This window comes from Glutamicibacter sp. 0426, from assembly GCF_001906485.1.
Lineage (GTDB): Bacteria > Actinomycetota > Actinomycetes > Actinomycetales > Micrococcaceae > Glutamicibacter > Glutamicibacter nicotianae.
The window spans coordinates 352,422-374,143 of record NZ_MPBI01000002.1 but is presented as its reverse complement, the minus strand read 5'-3'; the positions used below and the strand labels follow the sequence as shown (position 1 = coordinate 374,143).

General features: G+C 60.5%; 22 protein-coding genes and 1 pseudogene. 8 read left to right on the top strand and 15 right to left on the bottom strand.

Annotated elements, in window-relative coordinates:
• Nucleotides 1–90 precede the first annotated feature (90 nt).
• Nucleotides 91–588, bottom strand: a complete 498-nt coding sequence (gene tpx / locus BKX98_RS07200; protein WP_066139500.1) for a thiol peroxidase — start codon at nucleotides 586–588, stop codon at nucleotides 91–93.
• A 98-nt stretch (nucleotides 589–686) separates the two neighbouring features.
• Here tpx and BKX98_RS07195 point away from each other — a divergent pair, with 98 nt between their 5' ends.
• The gene (locus BKX98_RS07195) at nucleotides 687–1,313 is read left to right on the top strand and encodes a bifunctional 2-polyprenyl-6-hydroxyphenol methylase/3-demethylubiquinol 3-O-methyltransferase UbiG (protein WP_073706698.1); all 627 of its coding nucleotides are present in this window, start codon (nucleotides 687–689) and stop codon (nucleotides 1,311–1,313) included.
• 180 nt (nucleotides 1,314–1,493) lie between these two features.
• Here the strand turns inward: BKX98_RS07195 and hutI are convergent, their stop codons facing one another.
• From hutI to tdh, 7 genes are all read right to left on the bottom strand, one after another.
• Nucleotides 1,494–2,693 carry an imidazolonepropionase gene (gene hutI / locus BKX98_RS07190; RefSeq protein ID WP_073706697.1) on the bottom strand — a complete coding sequence of 400 codons (1,200 nt, stop codon included), beginning with the start codon at nucleotides 2,691–2,693 and terminating at the stop codon, nucleotides 1,494–1,496.
• Nucleotides 2,694–2,828: 135 nt separating this feature from the next.
• Entirely contained in the window at nucleotides 2,829–3,776 is a 948-nt protein-coding gene (locus BKX98_RS07185; RefSeq protein WP_038989785.1) for a carbohydrate ABC transporter permease, read from the bottom strand.
• Nucleotides 3,773–4,912 carry a carbohydrate ABC transporter permease gene (locus tag BKX98_RS07180; protein ID WP_038989787.1) on the bottom strand — a complete coding sequence of 380 codons (1,140 nt, stop codon included), beginning with the start codon at nucleotides 4,910–4,912 and terminating at the stop codon, nucleotides 3,773–3,775. Before BKX98_RS07180 ends, BKX98_RS07185 begins: the two co-directional genes overlap by 4 nt.
• Nucleotides 4,913–4,980: 68 nt before the next feature.
• On the bottom strand, nucleotides 4,981–6,339 hold the full coding sequence (locus tag BKX98_RS07175) for an ABC transporter substrate-binding protein (RefSeq protein WP_073706696.1): 1,359 nt from the start codon (nucleotides 6,337–6,339) through the stop codon (nucleotides 4,981–4,983).
• Nucleotides 6,340–6,473: 134 nt separating this feature from the next.
• Nucleotides 6,474–7,490, bottom strand: coding sequence for a LacI family DNA-binding transcriptional regulator (locus tag BKX98_RS07170; RefSeq protein ID WP_073706695.1), 1,017 nt, complete (start codon nucleotides 7,488–7,490; stop codon nucleotides 6,474–6,476).
• Between the two features lie 70 nt (nucleotides 7,491–7,560).
• Nucleotides 7,561–8,760: a glycine C-acetyltransferase gene (locus BKX98_RS07165; RefSeq protein WP_073706694.1), complete on the bottom strand. Its 1,200-nt coding sequence runs from the start codon at nucleotides 8,758–8,760 to the stop codon at nucleotides 7,561–7,563.
• A 31-nt stretch (nucleotides 8,761–8,791) separates the two neighbouring features.
• Complete coding sequence (gene tdh, locus BKX98_RS07160) at nucleotides 8,792–9,844, bottom strand: L-threonine 3-dehydrogenase (protein WP_038989792.1); 1,053 nt, start codon at nucleotides 9,842–9,844, stop codon at nucleotides 8,792–8,794.
• A 134-nt stretch (nucleotides 9,845–9,978) separates the two neighbouring features.
• Between tdh and BKX98_RS07155 the strand changes: the two genes are divergently transcribed.
• Entirely contained in the window at nucleotides 9,979–10,884 is a 906-nt protein-coding gene (locus BKX98_RS07155) for a LysR family transcriptional regulator (RefSeq protein ID WP_073706693.1), read from the top strand.
• Between the two features lie 853 nt (nucleotides 10,885–11,737).
• Here the strand turns inward: BKX98_RS07155 and BKX98_RS07150 are convergent.
• The gene (locus BKX98_RS07150; RefSeq protein ID WP_073706692.1) at nucleotides 11,738–12,247 is read right to left on the bottom strand and encodes a GNAT family N-acetyltransferase; all 510 of its coding nucleotides are present in this window, start codon (nucleotides 12,245–12,247) and stop codon (nucleotides 11,738–11,740) included.
• A 114-nt stretch (nucleotides 12,248–12,361) separates the two neighbouring features.
• Here BKX98_RS07150 and BKX98_RS07145 point away from each other — a divergent pair.
• Nucleotides 12,362–13,527 (top strand): annotated as a pseudogene (locus BKX98_RS07145) (MFS transporter).
• A gap of 92 nt (nucleotides 13,528–13,619) precedes the next feature.
• Nucleotides 13,620–14,228: a GNAT family N-acetyltransferase gene (locus tag BKX98_RS07140; protein ID WP_073706691.1), complete on the top strand. Its 609-nt coding sequence runs from the start codon at nucleotides 13,620–13,622 to the stop codon at nucleotides 14,226–14,228.
• Nucleotides 14,229–14,288: 60 nt separating this feature from the next.
• Here the strand turns inward: BKX98_RS07140 and BKX98_RS07135 are convergent, their stop codons facing one another.
• Nucleotides 14,289–15,119 carry an aldo/keto reductase gene (locus BKX98_RS07135; protein WP_073706690.1) on the bottom strand — a complete coding sequence of 277 codons (831 nt, stop codon included), beginning with the start codon at nucleotides 15,117–15,119 and terminating at the stop codon, nucleotides 14,289–14,291.
• A gap of 45 nt (nucleotides 15,120–15,164) precedes the next feature.
• The gene (locus tag BKX98_RS07130) at nucleotides 15,165–16,346 is read right to left on the bottom strand and encodes an MFS transporter (RefSeq protein WP_073706689.1); all 1,182 of its coding nucleotides are present in this window, start codon (nucleotides 16,344–16,346) and stop codon (nucleotides 15,165–15,167) included.
• Between the two features lie 114 nt (nucleotides 16,347–16,460).
• Here BKX98_RS07130 and BKX98_RS07125 point away from each other — a divergent pair, with 114 nt between their 5' ends.
• Together BKX98_RS07125 and BKX98_RS07120 are read left to right on the top strand one after the other, a co-directional pair.
• Entirely contained in the window at nucleotides 16,461–16,907 is a 447-nt protein-coding gene (locus tag BKX98_RS07125; protein WP_038989796.1) for a MarR family winged helix-turn-helix transcriptional regulator, read from the top strand.
• Between the two features lie 30 nt (nucleotides 16,908–16,937).
• On the top strand, nucleotides 16,938–17,621 hold the full coding sequence (locus tag BKX98_RS07120) for an HAD family phosphatase (RefSeq protein ID WP_038989797.1): 684 nt from the start codon (nucleotides 16,938–16,940) through the stop codon (nucleotides 17,619–17,621).
• A gap of 169 nt (nucleotides 17,622–17,790) precedes the next feature.
• On the opposite strand, the gene BKX98_RS07115 is transcribed toward BKX98_RS07120, so the two are convergent.
• Nucleotides 17,791–18,093 carry a hypothetical protein gene (locus BKX98_RS07115; protein ID WP_073706688.1) on the bottom strand — a complete coding sequence of 101 codons (303 nt, stop codon included), beginning with the start codon at nucleotides 18,091–18,093 and terminating at the stop codon, nucleotides 17,791–17,793.
• 168 nt (nucleotides 18,094–18,261) lie between these two features.
• The gene (locus tag BKX98_RS07110; RefSeq protein WP_073706687.1) at nucleotides 18,262–19,173 is read right to left on the bottom strand and encodes an aminoglycoside phosphotransferase family protein; all 912 of its coding nucleotides are present in this window, start codon (nucleotides 19,171–19,173) and stop codon (nucleotides 18,262–18,264) included.
• A gap of 248 nt (nucleotides 19,174–19,421) precedes the next feature.
• Between BKX98_RS07110 and BKX98_RS07105 the strand changes: the two genes are divergently transcribed.
• The gene (locus BKX98_RS07105; protein WP_073706686.1) at nucleotides 19,422–19,850 is read left to right on the top strand and encodes a hypothetical protein; all 429 of its coding nucleotides are present in this window, start codon (nucleotides 19,422–19,424) and stop codon (nucleotides 19,848–19,850) included.
• 166 nt (nucleotides 19,851–20,016) lie between these two features.
• On the top strand, nucleotides 20,017–20,490 hold the full coding sequence (locus tag BKX98_RS07100; protein WP_073706685.1) for a DUF664 domain-containing protein: 474 nt from the start codon (nucleotides 20,017–20,019) through the stop codon (nucleotides 20,488–20,490).
• A gap of 17 nt (nucleotides 20,491–20,507) precedes the next feature.
• On the opposite strand, the gene BKX98_RS07095 is transcribed toward BKX98_RS07100, so the two are convergent.
• Both BKX98_RS07095 and BKX98_RS07090 read right to left on the bottom strand, forming a co-directional pair.
• Entirely contained in the window at nucleotides 20,508–21,047 is a 540-nt protein-coding gene (locus BKX98_RS07095) for a GNAT family N-acetyltransferase (protein ID WP_073706684.1), read from the bottom strand.
• A gap of 92 nt (nucleotides 21,048–21,139) precedes the next feature.
• Complete coding sequence (locus BKX98_RS07090) at nucleotides 21,140–21,712, bottom strand: cysteine hydrolase family protein (protein WP_073706839.1); 573 nt, start codon at nucleotides 21,710–21,712, stop codon at nucleotides 21,140–21,142.
• Nucleotides 21,713–21,722: the final 10 nt, after the last annotated feature.

Genomic DNA, 21,722 nt, shown 5'->3' with positions numbered 1-21,722 from the left:
GCCGATGAGCAAGCCATCTGGAGCGTAAAGAAAGCCCGCCTGAATGTTGTCAGGCGGGCTCTCATTCACCGTATCGGGTGCAATGCTTGCTTAGCTCAGGGCTGCGATAGCTGCATCGTAGTCAGGCTCGGTGGTGATCTCCGGGACGATCTGGTTGTAAACAACCTTCCCGTCCTCATCCAGCACAACAACCGAACGGGCCAGCAGGCCAGCCAGTGGTCCATCGACCTGGGTGACTCCGTAGTCCGAACCGAAGTCGGAACGGAAGACCGAACCAGCGGTAACATTCTCGATGCCTTCGGCACCGCAGAAGCGGCCCAGTGCGAATGGCAGGTCAGCAGAAACACACACGACGGTGGTGTTCTCCAGGCCGGCAGCCAGTTCGTTGAAGCGACGCACGCTGGCAGCGCAAACGCCGGTATCAACCGACGGGAAAATGTTCAGGACAACGCGACGGCCAGCCAGCGATTCGCTGGTGACATCTGCAAGGCCGGTGTCGGTGAGAGTGAAAGCTGGAGCCTGCGAGCCAACGGCTGGCAGATCACCAATAGTCTGTACAGGGGTTCCCTTAAAAGCAGTATTAGCCATAGGTCTTGTCTATCATGAATGCCTAATTCGGAGCTATATTTTCAGCCTACTAGCGCAAACAAGTCGTTCAGATCCTGTATCCATGCAAAACTGTGGATATGGGCCCCAACTACGATTCATACGCGGCGAAAATGCGTGCTCAAACAATGGACGGGATTGATCTGGACGTAGTTGCCCGTTTCGCGGACATGCTCTCTCCTCGTAATTCACGAATTCTCGATATCGGTTGCGGGATTGGCAATACCGTCAATGCGTTGCGTCGCTGCGGACATGATGCCTATGGCGTAGATCCAACGCCCCAAGTTCTGGATGTAGCAAAAGACCTATTCGATGGAAGCTGGTTCAGACAGTTATCAGCCGACCAGCTGAGCTTGGGTGCACTCAACGAGCATTCGCTGCCGGAACAGTACGACGCCATATTGATGACCGGAAATGTGCCTGCCTTCATTTCACGTGGCGAACTGCGAAGCGTATTCGATTTTGCCGATCGGGTGATCCGTTCAAATGGAGTACTCATCGTTGGGACCACCAGCAACGCCCATGGCGGCCCCACGGACCAGACCGATATTCTCAAAGGAACCTCGCTGAAGCTCGTACACCGATTTGCGGACTGGCATTTAGGCCCCTACGGTTCAGACTCTCTGTGGTCCGTGAGCGTGTATGCGCGGACTGCGCAACGGTCCGGGTTCGGGATGCCTGACGGAATATTCGTCTTGCCTTCCTAATGTCGTAATTCCCTTCGAAACTCTAGCCGCTACCGGATTGGGCACAAGCTCTGCAACTCCGGAAATCGTTTCCTGAAATCGAACGGTACTTCGTAGCCAACTACTTTAAAAATCGAGATGATCGCTCTATCCCACCGGTGGCCGGATCATGTCTCCTTTGGAAGAACAGCTTCCGAGGAATCACGTAAGTCGATCAACGAGTTCGCCCGCACGATACACACTATGCGTCAGGTTCATTCCGGGGCGGTACGCCAGATGCGCCGCAACCGGAGCGTCAAGCACATGCAGATCTGCGCGCTTGCCGACCTCGATGGATCCCACCTGATCGGCAACCCCGAGTGCAAGCGCCCCTCCGTAGGTTGCCGCCTCGATGGCTTCAGCCAGGGACAGGTTCATCTGGAGCACCGCCGTAGCAACGCAGAAGTTCATGTTGCTCGTGTAGCTAGTCCCCGGATTGCAGTTGCTCGCCAGCGCGATTCGCACGCCTGCATCAAGCAGTTCGCGGCCCGGTGCAAGCGGCTGCCGGGTGGACAGGTCGCAGGCGGGCAAGCAGGTAGCTACCGTGCCCGGCTTGCCCGAACGCGCCGAGGCATCCCAACCGGCCCAGCTGTCGGCGAGCGCCTTGTAGTCCCCTTCATCCAGGTAATTCACGTGGTCTACCGAATGGCTGCCGAATTCTACGGCCAGCTTCACTCCCGGGCCGGGGCCCAACTGGTTTCCATGGACCTTGGTCGCCAGCCCTTTGCGCTGCGCGGCTTCCAGAACCCGGCGCGATTGATCCTCGGTGAATGCACCGCGTTCGCAGAAGACGTCGACGAAGTCGACGTTGCCTGCCACCGCATCAAGCATCGGTCCGGTGACCAAATCCGTATAGGCCTCGGCATCCCAACCAGCCGGAACCAGGTGGGCGCCAAGGAAGGTCAGTGAATCCACCAGCGGCTTGCCGAGCACGGAATGCCGGGTCTCTTCTTCCAGTGTCAACCCGTAGCCGGTCTTGGTTTCCATCCAGGTGGTGCCCATGGCCAGGGCTTCACGGCGGCGTTCGGCCACAACGCCGGCCAGCTCCGTGTCGGAGAGCTGCCCGGTGGCCGAGGTGGTGACCGCGATGCCTCCGGCGGCGTAGGTCTGGCCTGCCATGCGGGCCACGAATTCTTCGGCGCGGTCGCCGCCGAAAATCAGATGGCTGTGGGTATCAACCCAGCCGGGCAGCACCGCACGGCCGCCCAAATCGATCTCGTGCGCCGTTGCTGGTGCCTGCGCCATGTGGCCGGCCCATGCAACCAGGCCATCTTCGATTAGCACCGCGGCGTCTTCCAGCACGCTGCCTTTCGCGTCAACCGTCGTCAGCTGTCCGATGTTGGTAAGCAACAAGGTTGCCATGAGCGCTCCGCCTTCGTGGTAATTCCAATCCTTCAGGCACGAGCCTACCTATGGCTTGCCGCCTGCGGGGCAAAACAAGAGGGTGCCCGTCTGAAATTTCAGACGGGCACCCTTGTGCCTTGTTTCAGGGCAGGTTTATCCCTTGGTGGCGCCTGCCAGCAAGCCGCGCACGAAGAACCGCTGCAGCGCGAAGAACACCGCCAGCGGAATGATCATCGAGATGAACGCGCCTGCGGTAAGCAGCTCCCAGGATTGCCCATAGGTACCCGAGAGGTCCTGGAGCGCCTTGGTAATCGGCAATTCCCCACCCGAGGTGAATACGGTTGCCACCAGCAGGTCATTCCACACCCAGAGGAACTGGAAGATTCCGAAGGAAGCAATGGCCGGCATCGACAAGGGCAGGACGATTTTCGAGAAGATCTTCCCGTGCCCGGCTCCGTCAACGCGCGCGGCCTCGATGACCTCATCCGGGATCTCCGAAATGAAGTTGTGCAGCATGAAGATCGCCAAGGGCAAGGCGAAGATCGTGTGCGCAATCCAGACCTTGGCGTAGGCGCCATCCAATCCGTTGACGCCCAAGCCTGGCAGGATATACAGCCCGCCGATTTTCACCCCGTCCGAGAAGAGCTGGAGCAGCGGCACCAGCGCCATCTGGATCGGAACGATCTGCAGGGCGAAAATGAGCACGAAGAGCGTATTGCGTCCCTTGAAGTTGATCCAGGCGAACGCGTAGGCAGCCAAGCTGGCAATCAGGATCGGCACAATCGCCGCCGGAATGGTGATGACCAGTGAATTCAGGAAGGCCTTGGACAGCGGAAGGCTGTCGCCGGAGGCGAAGGCCTGCACATAGTTGTCCAGCGTGAACGACGGGTTGGACAGGGCCGTCCACCAGCCCGTGGTCTTGATGTCATCAGCCTGCCTGAAGGAGGAGACGAACAACCCGAAGGTGGGGATGGTCCACACTGCGGCAATGATGAACGCCGCAATGGTGGCGCCGCGGGAGGTCGTGGCCTTGCGCAGTTTCCCGCTGGATTTCTCGGTGGCCGCCATCAGGCGCCGAGTGGATTCGCCGACGGTGCTCATCGCATGACCCCCTGCTTCTTATGCTGCCTGACGTTGTAGATGATGATCGGCAGCACCAGGATGAACAGGATGACGGCCAGGGCCGAGCTGTAACCGGTACGGGCCCCAAGCTGGAACTGGCGCACCATTTCGTAGGCCAGGACCGTCGTATCCGAGCGGCCGCCGGTCATCGAGGAGACGATGTCGAAGACCTTGAGCGAGGCAATGGAAATCGTGGTCAAGACAACGATGACCGTGGAGCGGATCCCCGGCAGGGTGACATTGGCGAAGCGCTGCCACGGGCTGGCTCCGTCCAGGGCCGCCGCCTCCAGCTGCTCTGCGGGCACGCCCTTGATGGCAGCGGAGAGGATCACCATGGCGAATCCTGCCTGTGTCCAGATCAGGATGACCACCAGGAACAACGTGTTCCACGGTTCGAGCCCGAGCCAGTCGACCGGCTTGGCGCCGAATGCCGTGATGATCGCATTGAGCACGCCGATCTGGTCGCCTTGGCGAATGTCGTAGAAGAATTTGAAGATGATCGATGCGCCCACGAAGGAAATTGCCATGGGCATGAACACGAGCAGCTTGAAGAACTTCTCGCCGCGGCTCTTGTCGATGAACACCGCATAGGCCAAGCCGATGATGGTGGAAACCACCGGCGCCACCAGAACCCAGACCAGGGTGTTGAGCAGGGCTGTCAGGCCATCGGGACTGGTGAATACCCAGCGGAAGTTCCCTAGGCCCACGAAGCCCGACCCGTCATTGGCCATGAAGGCGCTGATGGCGGTGCGGATCGTCGGGTAGATCAACCCGATGGCGAGCAGCAGCATGGCCGGAGCCAGGAACCCTGTCAGCTGCAGCAGCGAGCCGGCACCGTGCCGCGAGCGCCGGTCCGCGAAGAACAGCACCGCGCCGAGCACGGCGGCCAGCGCGGCCACCCACATCACCGAGTTGTACAGCCCCAGGACCAGCAGGATCGCTGCCGGAACCACGACCGCGGCGAGGAAGCGCACCACGGCGAATGCGCGTCCGCCATTGGTTGCTATCTCGACAAAGCCGAGGATCGCCGCGATCAGGATCGCGAAGGCAAGCAGCACCACCGGCACCTGGATCAGCGGCGGGACGCCGGCAAGCCATTGGAAGAATTCGGTCATGGTCTCAGGCTCCTGTCTTCTCGCCAACGGCCGGGATTCCCGGCCGTTGGCGGCTTGCAAGTTGGTGGCTAGGAGTCATAACCGGACTGGATGTTCTCCAGCACTTCCTCGGTCGGCTTGCCGTCGATCCAGTCCACCAGTCCCTTCCAGAAGGAGTCGGAACCCACGCTCTTGGGCATCAGATCAGACCCGTCGAAGCGGAAGGTGGTGTTCGGATCCTGCAGCAGTTCAACGGCGGAGCGCAGCAGGTCGCTGCTGGCGTTCGCTGGATCGAGCCCGGAGTTGGCCGAGATCACGCCGCCGAGCGAGACCCTGCTATTGGCCCAATCCGCGCTGGCCAGGTATTCCTGGACCTTGGCGGTCTCTTCATCGTTGGAGAAAGCTGCGACGAATTCGCCGCCGCCGACGATGGATACCGGGTCATCGGCCTTGGCTGGAGGTGCGACGAAGGCCCAGACATCTCCGTCAGGTGCCACGGTGGCCTTCTCGCCATCGGCATTCTTGGAATCGAGGACATAGCCTTCCAGGAAGGAGGCCTGGTGGGTCAGCGGGCAGGTTCCCTTGGCCACTGCCGTACCGACATCGCCGAAGGCGGTGGCGTTGATCGACTTCACATCGCCATATCCGGCGTTGACTTGTTCGGGGTCGAGCAGGATCTTCCCGACGGACTCGAAGGCGCTGGTGATTTCAGGCGAGGTGAATTCCAGGTCGCCGGAAACCCACTTGTCGTAGGCCTCGGGCCCGGACTGGCGCAGCACCGCGTCCTCGATCCAGTCGGTGCCCGGCCACCCCGATGCCTCGCCTGATGCGAATCCGGCACACCAAGCCGGTTCATCGGTCTTCTTCGAGATTTCGGTGCCCAGGGCGATCATCTCATCCCAGGTTTCAGGCACGCTCACGCCCCACTGCTCGAACTGCTTGGGCGAATACCAGATGTAGCCCTTGACGCTGGCCATCAGCGGCACCCCGTACTGCACGCCATCGACCTTGCCGTAGTTCTGCCAGTCCTCGGACCAGTTGCTCTGCAGCTGTGCCTGCACTGCTTCGGGCAGCTGCTGCACCTTGCCCTGTGCCACGGTGGCGTGCAGCAGGCCGGGCTGCGGGAAGACTGCCAAATCCGGGGTGTCGCCGCCCTGGACCTTGATCCCGATCTGGGATTCGAAGTTCTTGTCTCCGGTGTAGCGGATCTTGATGCCGTTTTCCTCGGACCACTTGGCCCACGACTTTTCCAGCAGTTCCGCTTCGATGCCGGTGACCGGGCCATAGATGTCCACGACACCGTCGGCTTCGCCCACCTGGGCTGCGCCGCCTCCGGAGGCGTTGGGGTCATTGGGGTCTGTCCCGCCGGAGCAGCCGGCCAGGAGCATGCCGATAGCTGCCATCGAGATAACCGGCGCGAGCTTCAGCGTGCGTTGTGCTTTCTTCATGATGCCCTCCACGTTGACTAGTACCTTGCCGAGTGAAGCGGCCTGGCACGAATGATCCTCTCTATAGTGACGCAGGTCATCGACGCGCGTCAACACCTCTGGAAGTAGATCGTCCAGAGATTGTCGTGGGATGCTCAGCGCGGAGCCGGGCCGGTGCTGTCGCGAACCGTCATCAGCGGCGCGATAAGCTGCTGCATGGCACCCTGGGAACGGCCTTCGATTTTCTGCACCAGTGCGTCCACCGCCGCATGGGAGACCGCCTCGCCCGGTGGGGCGACCGTGGTCAGTGCCGGGGCTACCATTTCGGCCGAGCGATCGCCGACACCCAATGCAATTACCGAGATGTCTTCTGGGATGCGCAACGACGCCATGCCAGCGGCGTTGACGAAACCGGCAGTGGCGAATTCCTTGAGCGCCAGCACCGCCGTGGGGCGCGGGTGCAGGTCCCGGTAGGCATCCAACGCCGTCCGTCCGCCGCGCGCGTTGTTTTCCACCGGGACTTCCTGCATCGACATGCCGCGGAGGCGCACGGCTTCAGAGATGGCGCGGGTCGTGCGGATGGCCGGACCGTTACCGGCCTCCTGGTCTTCCACGGAGACGTTGATGTACATGATGGATTGGTGGCCGAGATTCGCCAGGTAGTCCACCGCGATGCGCCCGGCCTCGGCGAAATCATTATCGACATAGGACAGGTCGGCATTGTCATCGGGACGGCCAATGGAAGCGAAAGGTATGCCCGCGCGCCGCAGGACATCGAAGCGCGGGTCATTGATCGACACTTCCATCAGCAGCACCCCGGCCACCAGCTTCTGCCCGACCAAGCTTTCCAATCCCATGACATCGGTCATCGGATTGGACCATAAGAGCATGTGGTAGCCCAGCGCGCGGGCACGCTCCATGGCGGCGGTGACGTATTCGAACTCGGTGGAGGAATAGCCGTCCACGCTGGTGGGAAAGTGCAGGGCAAGGATCCCCCGGCGGGATCCGGCCAGGCCCTGGGCAAAGGCATCCGGGGTGTAGTTCAGCTCCCGCATGGCCGCCACGACTCTGGCCTTGGTCGCCTCGGAAATGGTGCGTCGGCCGCTGATCACGTAGGACACGGTACTGGGAGATACACCGGCCAAGCGCGCCACATCATCCCTGGTAGCCATGAGTCCTCCGCCTTTGGTTATGCCAACTCGTCATCCCTATTGAAACACGGCGCCGGGCCAACCGAGCTGGTCAGCGGCTGGCAACGAAGGCCTGCACGCAAGCCTCGATGTCCTCGGCCGAATGCGCGGCGGAGAGCTGCACGCGGATGCGCGCGGCGCCCTTGGGCACCACCGGGAAGCTGAAGGCGGTCACGAAGACGCCCTGTTCCAGCATCTTGCCTGCCACCTCTGCGGCCTTGACCGCGTCGCCGAACATCACCGGGATGATGGCGTGCTCGCCGTCGAGCAGCTCGAAGCCCTCTTCGGTCATGCGGCGGCGGAAGTGAGCGGCGTTCTCGAGGAGCTTCTCGCGCAGGTCACCGGAATCCACCACCAGGTCCAGCGCCTTGAGGGTCGCGGCGACAATCGACGGGGCCAGCGAGTTGGAGAACAGGTACGGGCGGGCCTTCTGGCGCAGCATCGCGACGATTTCGCCGCGGCCGGAGACGTAGCCGCCCGAGGCTCCTCCCAGGGCCTTGCCGAAGGTGCCGGTGTAGATGTCCACGCGGTCCGAGACCCCTGCATGCTCGGGAGTGCCGGCACCGGTGGCGCCCATGAAGCCCACCGCATGGGAATCGTCGACCATGACCAGCGCGTTGTACTTGTCGGCCAAATCGCAGATGGCTTCGAGCGGTGCCAGGTAGCCGTCCATGGAGAAGACGCCGTCGGTGACGATGATGGTGCGGCGTGCACCGGCCCCGTCGTTGAGCTGCGCGGCGGCCTGCAGCTGGGTTTCCAAATCGGCCATGTCCTGGTTGGCATAGCGGAAGCGCGCGGCCTTGGACAGGCGGATGCCGTCGATGATCGATGCGTGGTTCAGCGCATCGGAGATGATGGCGTCTTCCTTGCCGAACAGCGACTCGAAAACGCCGCCGTTGGCATCGAAGCAGCTGGAGAACAGGATGGTGTCGTCGGTGCCCAGGAACTTCGAGAGCCGGGATTCCAATTCCAGGTGCAGGTCCTGGGTGCCGCAGATGAAGCGGACCGAGGCCATGCCGAAGCCGCGCTCGTCCATGGCGGACTTGGCGGCGTCGATGATCTGCTGGTTATCGGCCAGCCCCAGGTAGTTGTTGGCGCAGAAATTCAGCACCTTCCGTGCATCGTCACCCAGCGAGCCGGCCAGGATGGACGCGGACTGGGCCGAGTCGATGTGGCGTTCTGCCTTGAACAGGCCGGAGGACTTCAGCTCGTCCAGTTCGGCGGCAAGCTGGTCTTTGAGATCCGTGTACATTGCAAATACTCCTTGTTGATCCGGGAAATTCTTAGCCTGGGAAAACGGTCCAGTCGAGCACGACCTTGCCGCCGTGGCCGCTGCGGGCAGCTTCGAAGCCCTGCTGCCATTCGGTGGCCGGCAGGAAGTCGGTCACCACCGAGGCAATGCGCTCGCGCATCACTTCCGAGGAGGTGAGCATGGCGCTCATGGCGTACCAGGTCTCGAACATCTCGCGGCCGTAGATGCCGCGCAGGGTCAGCATGTGGGTGACAACCTTGCCCCAGTTGATATCGATGGAGGTGCTGGGCAGCCCGAGCATGCAGATCTTGCCGCCGTGGTTCATGTTCTCGATCATTTCCGGCAAGGCGGTCTTGTGCCCGGACATTTCCATGCCGTAGTCGAAGCCTTCGACCATGCCCAGCTGCTGCTGCGCTTCCCTGATGCGGGTGTTCGCGACGTTCACGGCCAGGTCGATGCCCATGCTCTGGGCCAGTTCCAGGCGCTGCTCGGAGACATCGGTGATGGCGATGTTGCGGGCGCCGACGTGGCGGGCCACTGCTGCGGCCATCAGGCCGATGGGGCCTGCACCGGTGATCAGCACATCCTCGCCGACCATCGGGAATTGCAGCGCGGTGTGCACGGCATTGCCGAAAGGGTCGAAGATGGCGCCGAGCAGCGGGGTGATGCGCTCGTCGCGGTGGATGTAGACGTTGCTTTCCGGGATGACCACGTATTCGGCGAAGGCGCCATCGCGCTGGACACCGACCGAGTCGACGTTGATGCACATCTGCTTGCGGCCGGCGCGGCAGTTGCGGCACAGCCCGCACACGACATGCCCTTCGCCGGAGACGCGGTCGCCGACCTTGACACCGTGGACGAAGCTGCCGACCTCCACGACCTCGCCATAGAATTCGTGTCCGGGAACCAGCGGGGTGTTGATCATGGCCTTGGCGGCATCGTCGTAGGCTTCGATGTGCAGGTCGGTGCCGCAGATGCCAGCGGTCATGACGCGGATCTTCACGTCGTGCGCGCCGGTTTCCGGTTCTGGGCGATCAACGAGTTCCAGTCCCGCGTGCGGGCCGGACTTGTACAGTGCTTTCATGCTGGTTCCTTAGGATTGGGCACCTGCTGTGCGCAAGACAGACATGGGGTCGCTTCAAGTGTCGCACCCAACAGCTAGAGGTAACACCTTAGAAGATCACTGATTTACTGATCCAACGATTTAGTATTTACTTCATGGAATTGCATCAGTTGAGGATTCTGCGTGAACTCGCGGATCTGGGCAGCGTTAATGCTGTAGCCAAGGCCCTTTTCGTCTCGCCTTCGGCGGTCTCGCAGCATTTGGCGCAATTGCAACGCAACTTCCCTGCGCCCCTGACCCAGAAGGACGGACGCAGGCTGGTGCTGACTGCAGAGGGAAAATTGCTGGCGTCCGCAGCGGCCTCGGTCGCTTCGACCCTGGCAGAGGTCTCAGCGAGAATCCGCACCCAGGAACAGGAACGGGACACCCCCATCCGGATCGCAGGATTCCACTCCATCGGGCAGACCATCTTCGCCCCGCTGCTGACCTACCCGGAAGGCCAGTTGCCACCACTGCGCTTTTCCGACGAAGACGTCTCTCAGCAGGATTTTCCTGCCCTGACCTCGACGTACGATTTGGTACTGGCGCACCGGATGCCGCATACGGCCCCGTGGCCAGAAGACCGGATCAGCGTCATACCACTGGCTTTCGAACCGTTGGACGTCGCAATCCACCGGGACCATCCGCTGGCCGAATTCAAGGAGCTCTCCCCCGAGCAGGTCATCGACGAGCCCTGGGTCGTTTCGCGTTCGGGCTATTCGCCGGCAGACGTCCTGGAAACCATTGCCGCACTGGCCGGCCAAGCTCCGCGAATCGAGCACCGGGTCAATGACTACGCCACCGCCGGAGCCCTGGTTGAAGCCAGCGGCTGCCTCGGGATCCTGCCTCGCTATACAGCACGGAAGTCACTGGACAACACAGTGACTTTACGACCAATCAAAGGCCTATCAGCCGGTCGACAAATCGACGTTCTGGTTCGTGCGGAGCACCTCCACAGAGAACCAGTCATGGACGTCATCGAGGCGATCCGGCAGGCCATCCAGGGGCTTGTCGGTGCCTAGCCGGTCACGAGCGCGCAAACCCTTGCAACACCGCATAGCAGATCTGGGATAGCCGGGTTCGCGAGGAATGCCCCAAAGATTGCCAACCCGGAATTCCCGGTCTTTGGCTGGGGTTGCCGCTTCCTGGGACGATGCTCACGAACCTCCGCTTGGGTGCCTTGAATCTGGCCATTGCACCCAGCTGCGCGCTAGAGCGATTCGGCGTGAGCACCACGGGCACGGCGGTAATCTCATCGACGTCATTCTGGCAGCATGACTAAGTGAGCGCGTCCATTTCACTCGCCGCTTCAATTTTGCCGCCCTCAATGAGAACACTGGACGATGTGGATTTTCGCAGGGGCATCACCGCCCCTTCAGGATTCTCACCACCACGCCCATAGGGTCGACTGGTTCGCTATTGCCCAGGTCGGCAACCGCCAGCACTTCATCACGGGCATGAGCAGAGCGGGTGATCCTGGTCTTTGGCTACCGTCCGTTCACCCTGCCCCGTACGATGACGCAATAGCTGCTGCACATAGAGCAATACCGGTCTGTTGCAATCTTCCCTACGGAGCGCTAGTCACCGCGGCCGGGCGTGCCGACAGCGGCATCGGCATAAGGACTTGGACAGTCGAAACCCGAGACTGGCAGTTCATGAACAAGTCCATCACGTTGTCCTGTGCCTTCCACAACGCATGCCCGGGACACCGTTCCGATGTATACGCAATGGCATGGGTCTGCGCCGGACTCGCTGCACTTGCTCACGTCGATTGCCGCAGCATGCGGACTCGGGATTCGCATCGCCTATCCCGTCTCGAATCAGATAGGAACGGTCGCTAATTCTCCGAGATCGCTCCCTGCATTCTCTTTCGCGTTAGCCGATTACTTTCTGCAATCCGGAACGGGCCAACGAACGCGACATGAAGATGCTGTGCGGGTCCTCGCCATAGTGGCCGAACGGCATGCAAGGCTCGAACCCGTTCACGGCATAGAGTTTTCTTGCCGGAGCGAAAAACTCTGCGGCTCCCGTTTCCAACGAGATCCGTTTGATGCCTCGTTGGGTGGCATCGGCGATAGCGTGCTCTAATATCCGCGATGCGAATCCTTGCCCGCGTAGCCCGGGGTGAGTGCGCATGCTCTTGAGTTCTTCATGCCCCGGCACCAATGGAGCCAATGCGCAGGTGACCGCGAGCTGGCCCGCGGCCGTCCCCACCCACAACCTGACGTCCTGACGTTTCAGCGCATCGAAGTCCAGCGCGTGCTGGGACTCAGGAGGCGACTGGGGTGCCATGTCGGCCCGATGAGCGGCAAGGAAAGCAGGCAATCGGGGATCATCGAAATCTGCACGGCGTATGGTCAGTGTCATGGTTCCCACGATATCCATGAGTCGTTTCACGATGATTTCCAGCAGCTAACGTAGCGATATATTCATGCGTTTCTTCTCGTCGCGCCAAGCCACCGTGGTTAGGCTGGGGGCGTGGTTGATCAGAAACGCGGCATGGGTCCGCTGTACTTGGCAGGATTCACGACGGCTTTCGGCGCCCATGGCATCGCGGCGGCACTGGGCACCGAAACCGATAATCTCGGCCTGACTTTTGCCGCCCTTGGCCTCATCCTGGCGACCTACGACATCGCCGAGGTCATCTTGAAACCGGTCTTCGGCGCACTGAGCGACCGGATCGGGGTGAAGCCGGTAATCGTGGGCGGGCTGCTGGTATTTGCGGCGGCCTCGCTGCTCGGCGCCTTCGCTGCTTCCCCGCTGCTGCTCGCCATGGCGCGTTTGGCTCAGGGAGCCGCAGCGGCAGGCTTCTCCCCGCTTCCTCTTCCGCCGTAGCCCGGATGGTCGGGCCGTCCTTGGCCGGACGCTACTTCGGCAAATATGGTTCCTGGAAGGGGCTCGGGTATGCCGGCGGTCCGCTACTGGGAGCGGCCCTCATCACCTGGGCTGGCCTGCCAGCGCTCTTCCTGGTTCTGGCAGTGCTCTCGCTGGGCGCAGCGCTGTGGACCGCCCTGCACATGCCTTCCATACCGGTCCTGCCCAAGCAGCGTGCCACGCTAGCTGACGTGGTGAAGCAATCCACCGCACCAGCCTTCCTTGGCCCGGTGCTCCTGTTGGCTGCTGCCACCGCGATCCTGGGAGCCGCGGTGGGCTTCATCCCGCTGCTCGCAGCCCGCCTCGGCGCCGACCCGATCCTCGGCATGGGAGCCGTCAGCATCCTGGCCGTCATCTCGGCCGTGGTGCAGCCGCGGATCGGGCGGATCCACGATGCCGCCCCGCCACGGGCCAATACCCTGATGCTGGCTGGTGCGGTCCTGCTGATTGCAGCGGTGGTGCTGTTCGCGGCTGTTCCGTCACTGCTGGTGATCTTGCTGGGCGCGGCGGCAATCGGCCTGGGAGTCGGCCTGATTACCCCGCTCGGATTCGCACGCTTGGCCGCTACCACGCCTACAGAGCGCATGGGCCGCACCATGGGCAGCGCCGAGCTCGGACGCGAAGTGGGAGATGCCGGCGGACCGATCCTCGTGGGTCTGGTGGCCGGTGCGGCTACCCTGCCGCTGGGCCTGGGAGCACTGGCTGTTGCCTGCGCTCTGGCGGCGGCAGGCGGTGCCAGCATGATGCGTTCCACGGCTTCATCCGCGGAACGTCCGCAGAGCGCCGGCTAATCGGTTCCCGGATCCTGCAATGCCATCCCACCGCAGAAACTGGCGGAAGCGCAGGGGTGCCGCGATGGTATTTCGGCGCGCACAGTATTGGCATGAATGCCCTTGAGCCACTCACCCTGCGTTGTGCCCATATCACTCTTGAACCGTTGTCCATGGAACACCACGACGGTCTGGTGCAGGCTGCCAGCGACGGCGAGTTGTGGAACCTCTGGTACACCTCGGTGCCACGTCCTGAGAACATGCGCGAAGAAATCCGCAGGCGCCTTGCGTTGCAGGCGGAAGGGTCGATGCTGGCCTTCACCACCCGGCTCAATGATCCCGTCAGCGGACTGCCTGGCCGGATCATCGGAATGACCACCTACTGCGGCATTGACCTCGTGCTGCCCCGGGTGGAGATCGGCTACACCTGGAACTCCGCCAGCAGCCACGGTTCAGGCACCAATGCCGAAAGCAAGCGCCTGCTGCTGGACCATGCCTTCGAAACGCTGGATTGCGAGGTCGTGGTGTTCTGCACGCACTGGATGAATTTCCGTTCACGCATGGCCATCAGCCGCTTGGGTGCCAAGCAGGACGGCGTGCTGCGCGCCCATTCGCGGATGCCGGACGGGTCCCTGCGGGACACCGTGGTGTTCTCAATTCTGAAAGCCGAATGGCCGCAGGTGCGCAACGAACTGGATCGCCGCATGGCCTCCAGGCCCTGAATGCAGCATGTGCAGCCGCCCGCCCCATGCGCAGGACGGACGGCCTGGTGGAAACTGCCGCTAGCCGTTGAACGTCTCCGGGTGCGGGCCGGTGCGCCCTTCGCTATCCAGTGCGTCAATGGATGCCAATTCCGCGACGGACAGCTCGAAGCCGAACAGATCCAGGTTCGCGGCAATGCGTGACGGGGTCACCGACTTCGGGATGACCACCCGGCCCTGCTGCAGGTGCCAGCGCAGGATCACCTGGGCGGCAGTCACCTGATGGGCCTGCGCGATCTCCAGGATGGTCTCGTCGGCGAGCAGCGCTCCCTGAGCGAGCGGGCTCCAGGCTTCGGTGGCAATTCCGTGCTGCCCGTTGGCGGCAATCACCTCGCGGTTCTGCAACGCCGGATGCAATTCCACCTGGTTCACGGCAGGAACGATAGTTCCCTCGGCGATCAGCTTGTCCAGGTGATCCGGCTGGAAGTTCGACACGCCAATGGCACGGACCTTGTTCTCTGCGTACAGCTTTTCAAAGGCCTTCCACGTCTCAACGTAGAGGTCCTTTTCGGGAGCTGGCCAATGGATCAAGAACAGGTCCAGGTAGTCCAGGCCCAAGCGCCGCAGGCTTGCGTCAAAGGCTTCAAGTGTCTGTTCGTACCCCATGTCGGCGATCCAGACCTTGGAGGTGATGAACAGTTCTTCGCGAGCAATGCCCGACTCGGCCAAAGCCTTGCCGACGCCCTCTTCGTTGCCGTAAATCGCGGCGGTATCGATGCTGCGGTAGCCAGCCTTGAGAGCCGACCTCACTGCGTCGGTGGTTTCCTGGTTGGGGACCTGGAAGACTCCAAATCCTACTTGGGGCATTTCAACGCCGTTGTTCAGGGTGATGGTTGGAATGGCGGTAACCATGCCTAGCTCCTAAAAATTGGTTGTGGGAGAGGGGAAAACTGCGGATTAGCCGACTGCGACCAGCTGGGGCGATGCGACTGAAGCCTTCTTGGCCAAGATCATGGCCAGAACGATAACGAGCAACGCAACGAGGGTGATCAGTGCACCAATCCAGATCGGAGAGGTGTATCCGAGTTCTGCCGCGATGCCGAGTCCTCCGGCCCATGCACCTAGGGCGTTGCCAACATTGAAGGCACCGATGTTGGCGCCTGAGGCCAAGGTGGGCGCGTCTCCGGCGTAGTGCATGATGCGGCTTTGCAGTCCTGGAACGGTGCCGAAACCGAAACCGCCCATGAACAGCAAAGCGAGTACGGTGGCGACCTGATTGCCTGCAAAGAATCCGAAGAGGACAAGCACCACCAGCAGCGCGGAGATGAAGAAGAGCAGTGTGCGGTCGATGCTCTTATCGGCCATGCGCCCGCCGATCCAGTTGCCTGCGAAGAGGCCGACTCCGAAGAGCATCAGCAGCCAAGGCACGGTGGTTGCGTTGAATCCGGTAATTTCGGTCAAGGTGTAGGCGATGTAAGTGAAGGCACCGAACATGCCGCCGTAGCCCAGGATGGTGACGCCCAGGGACAGCCAGACCTGCAGCGAGGTGAATGCGCCAATTTCCTTGCGCAGCGAGATTGCCTCGGCGGCGTGCCTGATGGCCGGAACCAGTGCAAGAATCCCAACGAGCGCCAGAACGCCAATGCCGGAGATTGCCCAGAAGGTCGAGCGCCACCCTGAGTGCTGGCCGAGCAGGGTTCCGAAGGGTACACCCAGGACGTTGGCTGCGGTCAGGCCAGTGAACATGATGGCAATAGCGCCGGCCTTCTTGTTGGCCGGCACCATGTCGGCAGCTACAACCGAGCCGATGCCGAAGAAGGCACCATGGCACAAGGCGGCGATGACCCTGCCGAGCATGGCCACTTCATAAGTTGAAGCGATTGCGGTGAGCGAGTTGCCAACGATAAACAAGACCAGCAGGCCGACAAGCACCGGCTTGCGCGGCAAGCGGATGGTTGCCGCCGTAAGCCCCAGTGCACCAACCACAACGCTGAGTGCGTATCCGGAAATGAGCCAACCAGCTGCTGCCTCGCTGACGGCGAAGTCGGCGGCCACATCTGGCAACAAGCCCATGATGACAAATTCAGTAAGCCCGATGCCGAAGGCACCGATGGCTAACGCAATAAGGCCGAGCGGCATAGCGATACTCCTGATAGACTGGACAAATTAGTTGCACACGCTTGTTATTGCGCGATAGTCAATATCGTTGCACACGCAACTAATAGGCGCAAGCAAGTATTTGTTGGAGGAACCATGGGAATCGCAGATGATGCTGTCGAAATCCGTGCTCGCGGATGGCGCACTTTGGCGTCATTGCACGGATTAATCGATGCCGCACTGGAAAAGGATCTGACTGCCCAGGTCGGCCTTTCTGTGGTCGAGTACACATTATTGGACGCCTTGAATCGGCAGGATGGGTGGCATATGCGCATGGCTCAGCTCGCCCGCGCCACCGCCTTGAGCCCGAGTGCAACCACGCGCTTGGTCACCCGGCTCGAAGACCGCAACCTGCTTTCGCGAGTTCTGTGCGCCGATGACCGTCGTGGAATCTATACCGAGCTGACCCCCGCAGGCCACGAGCTGTATCAAAAAGCCAAGCCCATTCACGATGCCACGTTGGAACGCGTACTGAAACAGGCCGAAGAACAGCCTGAGCTGGCGCCTCTGGCCCGCATTCTTCACGAATTCTCCGCAGTCTAGCGAATCGCACATTTGAAGGAAGAGCCAGCCATGTCCTTGTCGCGTCCAAAATTCTCCGCCGCCCTGTTCGATTGCGATGGCGTGTTGGTCGATTCCGAATCCATCACCAACGCAGTGCTCCGCGAAATGCTCATTGAGTTGGGATGGAACATCAGCCAGGAAGAATGCATCAGCATCTTCATCGGCAAGGCCCTGAAAGACCAGTGGGAACCCATCTTTGTGAATACGGGTGTACGAATTGATGAGCAGTGGATCGCTGCCTTCAGGCAGCGTCGAGATATTGCCCTACGTGAAGGTTTGCAGGCCATACCTGGTGCTCTGGATGCCGTGAAGCACATCTCCGCAAACTACAACGGCATAATTGCATGCGCCACAGGAGCTGACCGCGGAAAAGTCGAGATGCAGTTGTCCCTGACGAAAATGGCACCATTCTTCGGCGAGCATGTTTACAGCGGCATGGAGTGCGCGCGGAGCAAACCTGCTCCGGATGTCTATCTGGCAGCGGCTGCTGGCTTGGGAATCGATCCGAGCCAGGCAGCGGTCATCGAGGACACTGTCACCGGCGTAACTGCAGGCGTCGCGGCCGGAGCTACGGTCTTCGGCTACTGCCCAGGCGGACCTATCAGCAGCACCAGGGAAAACCTCTTGGCCGCGGGGGCCACCGCCGTGTTCACGGACATGGCTCAGTTGCCAGGACTTCTCACCCAGAATTAACTGAGCTCATGCCTCCCAGACCCGGACATCACTTCAACCCAGCCCCACGGTTCTCGAGCGAAGTCGTTGCTGCGGCACGAGCGCCAGCTCAACCACGCGAACGGAATCGAGCACTCGGCTCAAAATCACGTTCTTGATAACTGGTCGAGGTTTGGCTCTGTAGCCGTTGTCAGTTATCTATTTCTATTCTCATACTTGCCCCGTGCATGGTCCCGCGTGAACCAGTGAATGCATGAAGAGCTGCTGTCAATTCCGAAAATGCGTACTGTTGGCCACCGGTAAACCCTCTCGGCATTCGAATGCCGTTCAAACCAGCAAGTTCGTGTTCCGTAACCCGCCAATTCACGACGGCCGTGCCGTTGTCGTCGAAATTGGGGTATTCAATATAGATACCCCATGGTGTTACCCGGGCGTCATATCCGTGTTCACCCACCAAGTAATCAACGTACTTTTGGCGCTTGCTGGTCTCCATGAATCAAGTCTAAGGAAACACTCCTGCGGCGTTACCGACGACCTCCGATTATGAATCCTACGATTGACGTTGAAATCGTTCTATCGTCAAAAGGACCGATCAGGATTCCTAAGGTCATTTGGAACTCAGCTGACGGACTGAGACAGGTCGGATGGATCTGGAGTGCGCCTACACGGAACTACCCAAGAGTGATTTCAGGGTCTCCCGCCCAACTATGCCCAGAAGATCGTCGGCGCCTAGATTTGCGGTCATCATGGCGTAGCGCAGACCCCAGCCTCGCGCTCGCCTCCACGTTGGGCTGCCCACTGCGATGCCGTATGCCTCGAAGGCTTGGCCGATGCCCGCGGAACTGAAATGCATCCAGCACATGCCTAGATCTGATGCCGGGTCGCCGACGCATAAGTCACCGTAGTCAATCAGAGAAACGGTCAGGGATGGCTCTCCGCCGTCTACAACAGTGTTGGATGGATGCGGATCTCCGTGCAACCACACTGGGCTGCCCCCGTACGCATCCGCATCCAGCGCTTCCTGCCAAAGTTCCAATGCCGCGCTCTGCAGTGGCAGATCCAATGTCGAGATTTGCTCCCGAGTCCGCTCATCAACTTGGGACAACGCGCAGCCTCGGAAATCGCTTCGTGGCTCCTTCGAGTTTGCGGGTTGATGGAGAGCCTTCAGCAAACCAGAGAACTCCTGCGCGTATTCATCGCGTTCCTTTCGATTGAGCCGAGCTGCACTTATACCCGGAACGTACGGGCAGATCGAAAAGGTAAAGGGGTAGCTGGAAGTAGGTTGCCCTTCAAAGATCGCCAGGTCGATGTCCACCCCGGAGTCTTGCGCGAGTTGTGGAAGCCAGCGCCGTTCCTTGACTCCGATGTCCTCCCCCAGCTGTCGGCGGGGCAAGCGAATCAGCAAGGTATCTCCGAGACGATAGACTTCGTTATCCCAACCGGTAGCCAAGTAATTGATTTCTTCATGGGCCCAATGCGGAGCTTGTACCGCAATCAACTCGCGCACCATTGCCAGATCAATGGACACTTCAGCATCGGGCATGGCTGTCTTCTTAGCCGGTGGCAGGTTCATCGCTCAATCGTAATCGCCCTCATTCGTAGACCTCAACCTTGCACTGCTAGCCACGCTGCCCGAAATGGCGCACAGTCAAGCGCGAATCGAATGCAATCAGAACACTGGTGGAAAGACAACATTCCAATCCACTCAGGTTTTCGGAGAGCAGGCGTCCATGCAACTGGTCAGATGCCCAGGGTGAGTGGGGCTGGGAGGCAGGCAATGCTGAAACTGTCTGGCAGCAACGCCACAGCCTCGATCCGGTCATGCGAATAAGGCAATTCAAGCTCGCCGCTGGCGAGATCGTTCTGGACGCGGTGGCCAACATCCAGCGTCCAGTCCAGTCCTTTATCGTTGGCTGCACCTCGCTGCTCGGCCGGGCGGGCATCGGACTTAGTGCCGTGGAGACGATGTTCGTCAGCAATCCGCGGTCGGGCGCAACCATGCCGTGGCAATTCCTGGCGGCACCATGGGGTGCGATGGGGCAGCATATGGTTTCAGGTGCTTCAAGTTCTCTCATTCGATCACTCAGCTACTTCCCCGAGGCCTCCACCGCCCAGCAGCGGTGGATGCTGGGCGTGTGGACACTGGGCGGCATGGTGCTGGCCTTGATTGGGCACTTCCGCTCCAAGGAATCCATGCACGTCCCGGAAAGCACGTTGGAGGCTCCTCATGCCGGGAAGCACGCCTCCTAGCAAGGTTGCGCAGAAGTGCGTTGATTTCCTGGTGAAGTGATTGGCTGCTCAGCAAATTTCCAGGGTATGGAAGAAGATCTTCTTCCATGCCCTGGAGCTGCTCGACAGCCCCTGCCGAATTTGAAGCTCGACAGAGACTCCGGACAGCCTGAGCTAGAATCAGGACATGAATTCATCGGTGCCTGGCAAGCGAGTCCTAGTTCAGCTTCTGCTTGAGAAATTCGACCAGCTTGTCGATACCGTTCATGGCATTCCCGATGAGTTGGTCAACTTCACGCTGCCGGCCCAGGCCAGCAACTCCCCTGTTCAGATCCTGGTGCACTGTTGCGGAATGATGCGGCGCTGGTCTTCAACAATGAACCTGGGCGTTGCCGTTCCCCGCGACAGGGATGCCGAATTCAGCGCGCAGATGGAGAAGCAGGACGCGTTGAAGTTGGCTGACGCAACCAGAACGGCATTCATCGCGGATCTTTCCCACACCCGGATGCACCTGCCTCCGGCTGCCACCCCTCCGGGCCGCGAGAGTAAATACTGGATGGCCACCTGCGAGGGCGTCCTGCTGCACGTATTCGAGGAGCTCTGCCAGCACTTGGGGCATCTGGAAATCACCCGGGACGTGCTGGTCCTCCCCACTTCTTGAAACCCTGGGTGTAGAACTCAGATTTGCACATCGTTCCAGTCGAAGGCGGTCGTTTCTCCTGACTCCCAGTCCTGGCGGAGAATGGCGTAGGCGACCGAAGCCAATCGTAAGCCGTCTTCAGCTGGCCAGCCCATCCGGTAGTGGGCTTCCTTGAGGAAGCCGGACTTCAGGAACACCTTGCGCATCGCAATGTTGTCTTCCCGGGTTTGCCCTTCGAAGCGCACAGTCTCCGGGTTCTCATTGAAGACCTTGGTGCACAGTTCCTTCAGTATCTGCGTACCCAATCCTTGCCCCCGATAAGCCTCCGCAAGGCGGAGGTCGAACATCGGGGTGTCGTCTTCCAGATCTTCAAGAACAACCATGCCCAGGCAATCGCCATTGCCCATGAGCCAGAAACCTTGGCTCTCGCTGTTCCAATATCTTCCGCCATCAACCAGTGCCCGCAGCTCCGTCTGCGTCCAGTCTCGACGGACATGGAAGGGGAACTTGTTGCCGAGCAGAAATGCGACAATGCCATCGCTGTCTTCAGGACCCAACGGCGTGAACGAGATATTCATGGCCCAAGCCTATCCACTTCGACCGAGGTATGGCTTGCAGGATGGTGGATTCTCCAAGCAGGCGTTGGCCATTGCGCGAATACAGGCCAGTTTCATGCATTCGCCAACCAGTCCAGAACGTCCTGAGTGGATAGGACCTGAGCAAATTCTCCGCCATGCAGATTTGCTGCCGTGGCTTGCATCAGCGCTGTTGCTGGAATGACGGTGCCATCAGGTCCTGCCAGATCGAAGGTGCGCGTCGCATCGAGCGGAATAATGACGTCGAACCCGAGGTTGCCACCCATGCGTGCCGTCGTCTCGACGCACATGTTGGTTTGTATCCCGCAAACGACTATGTGCTCAATTCCGCTAGAGCGCAGCCACTGTTCCAGATCCGGGGTCCCATAGAACGAGGAGTTCACCGTCTTTGCTACGACCAGGTCCGCGGGCACCGCTCCCACCGATTCTTGAAGCGCATTTCCTGGCCCACCGGAGAAGAGCGGCGAGCTCGGATTGATGCTATCGTGTCTGACGATCACTATGGGCATCTTCCGTTCGGACCACGCCATCAGCAACAGCTCGACATTGTTCTCGCATCCCGGGTAATTGACCGTGTTGCCCCACGAAGCGTCATAGAAGCCGTTCTGCATGTCAACCACGATCAATGCCGTCTTGTCATTTCTCATCATGCCTCTA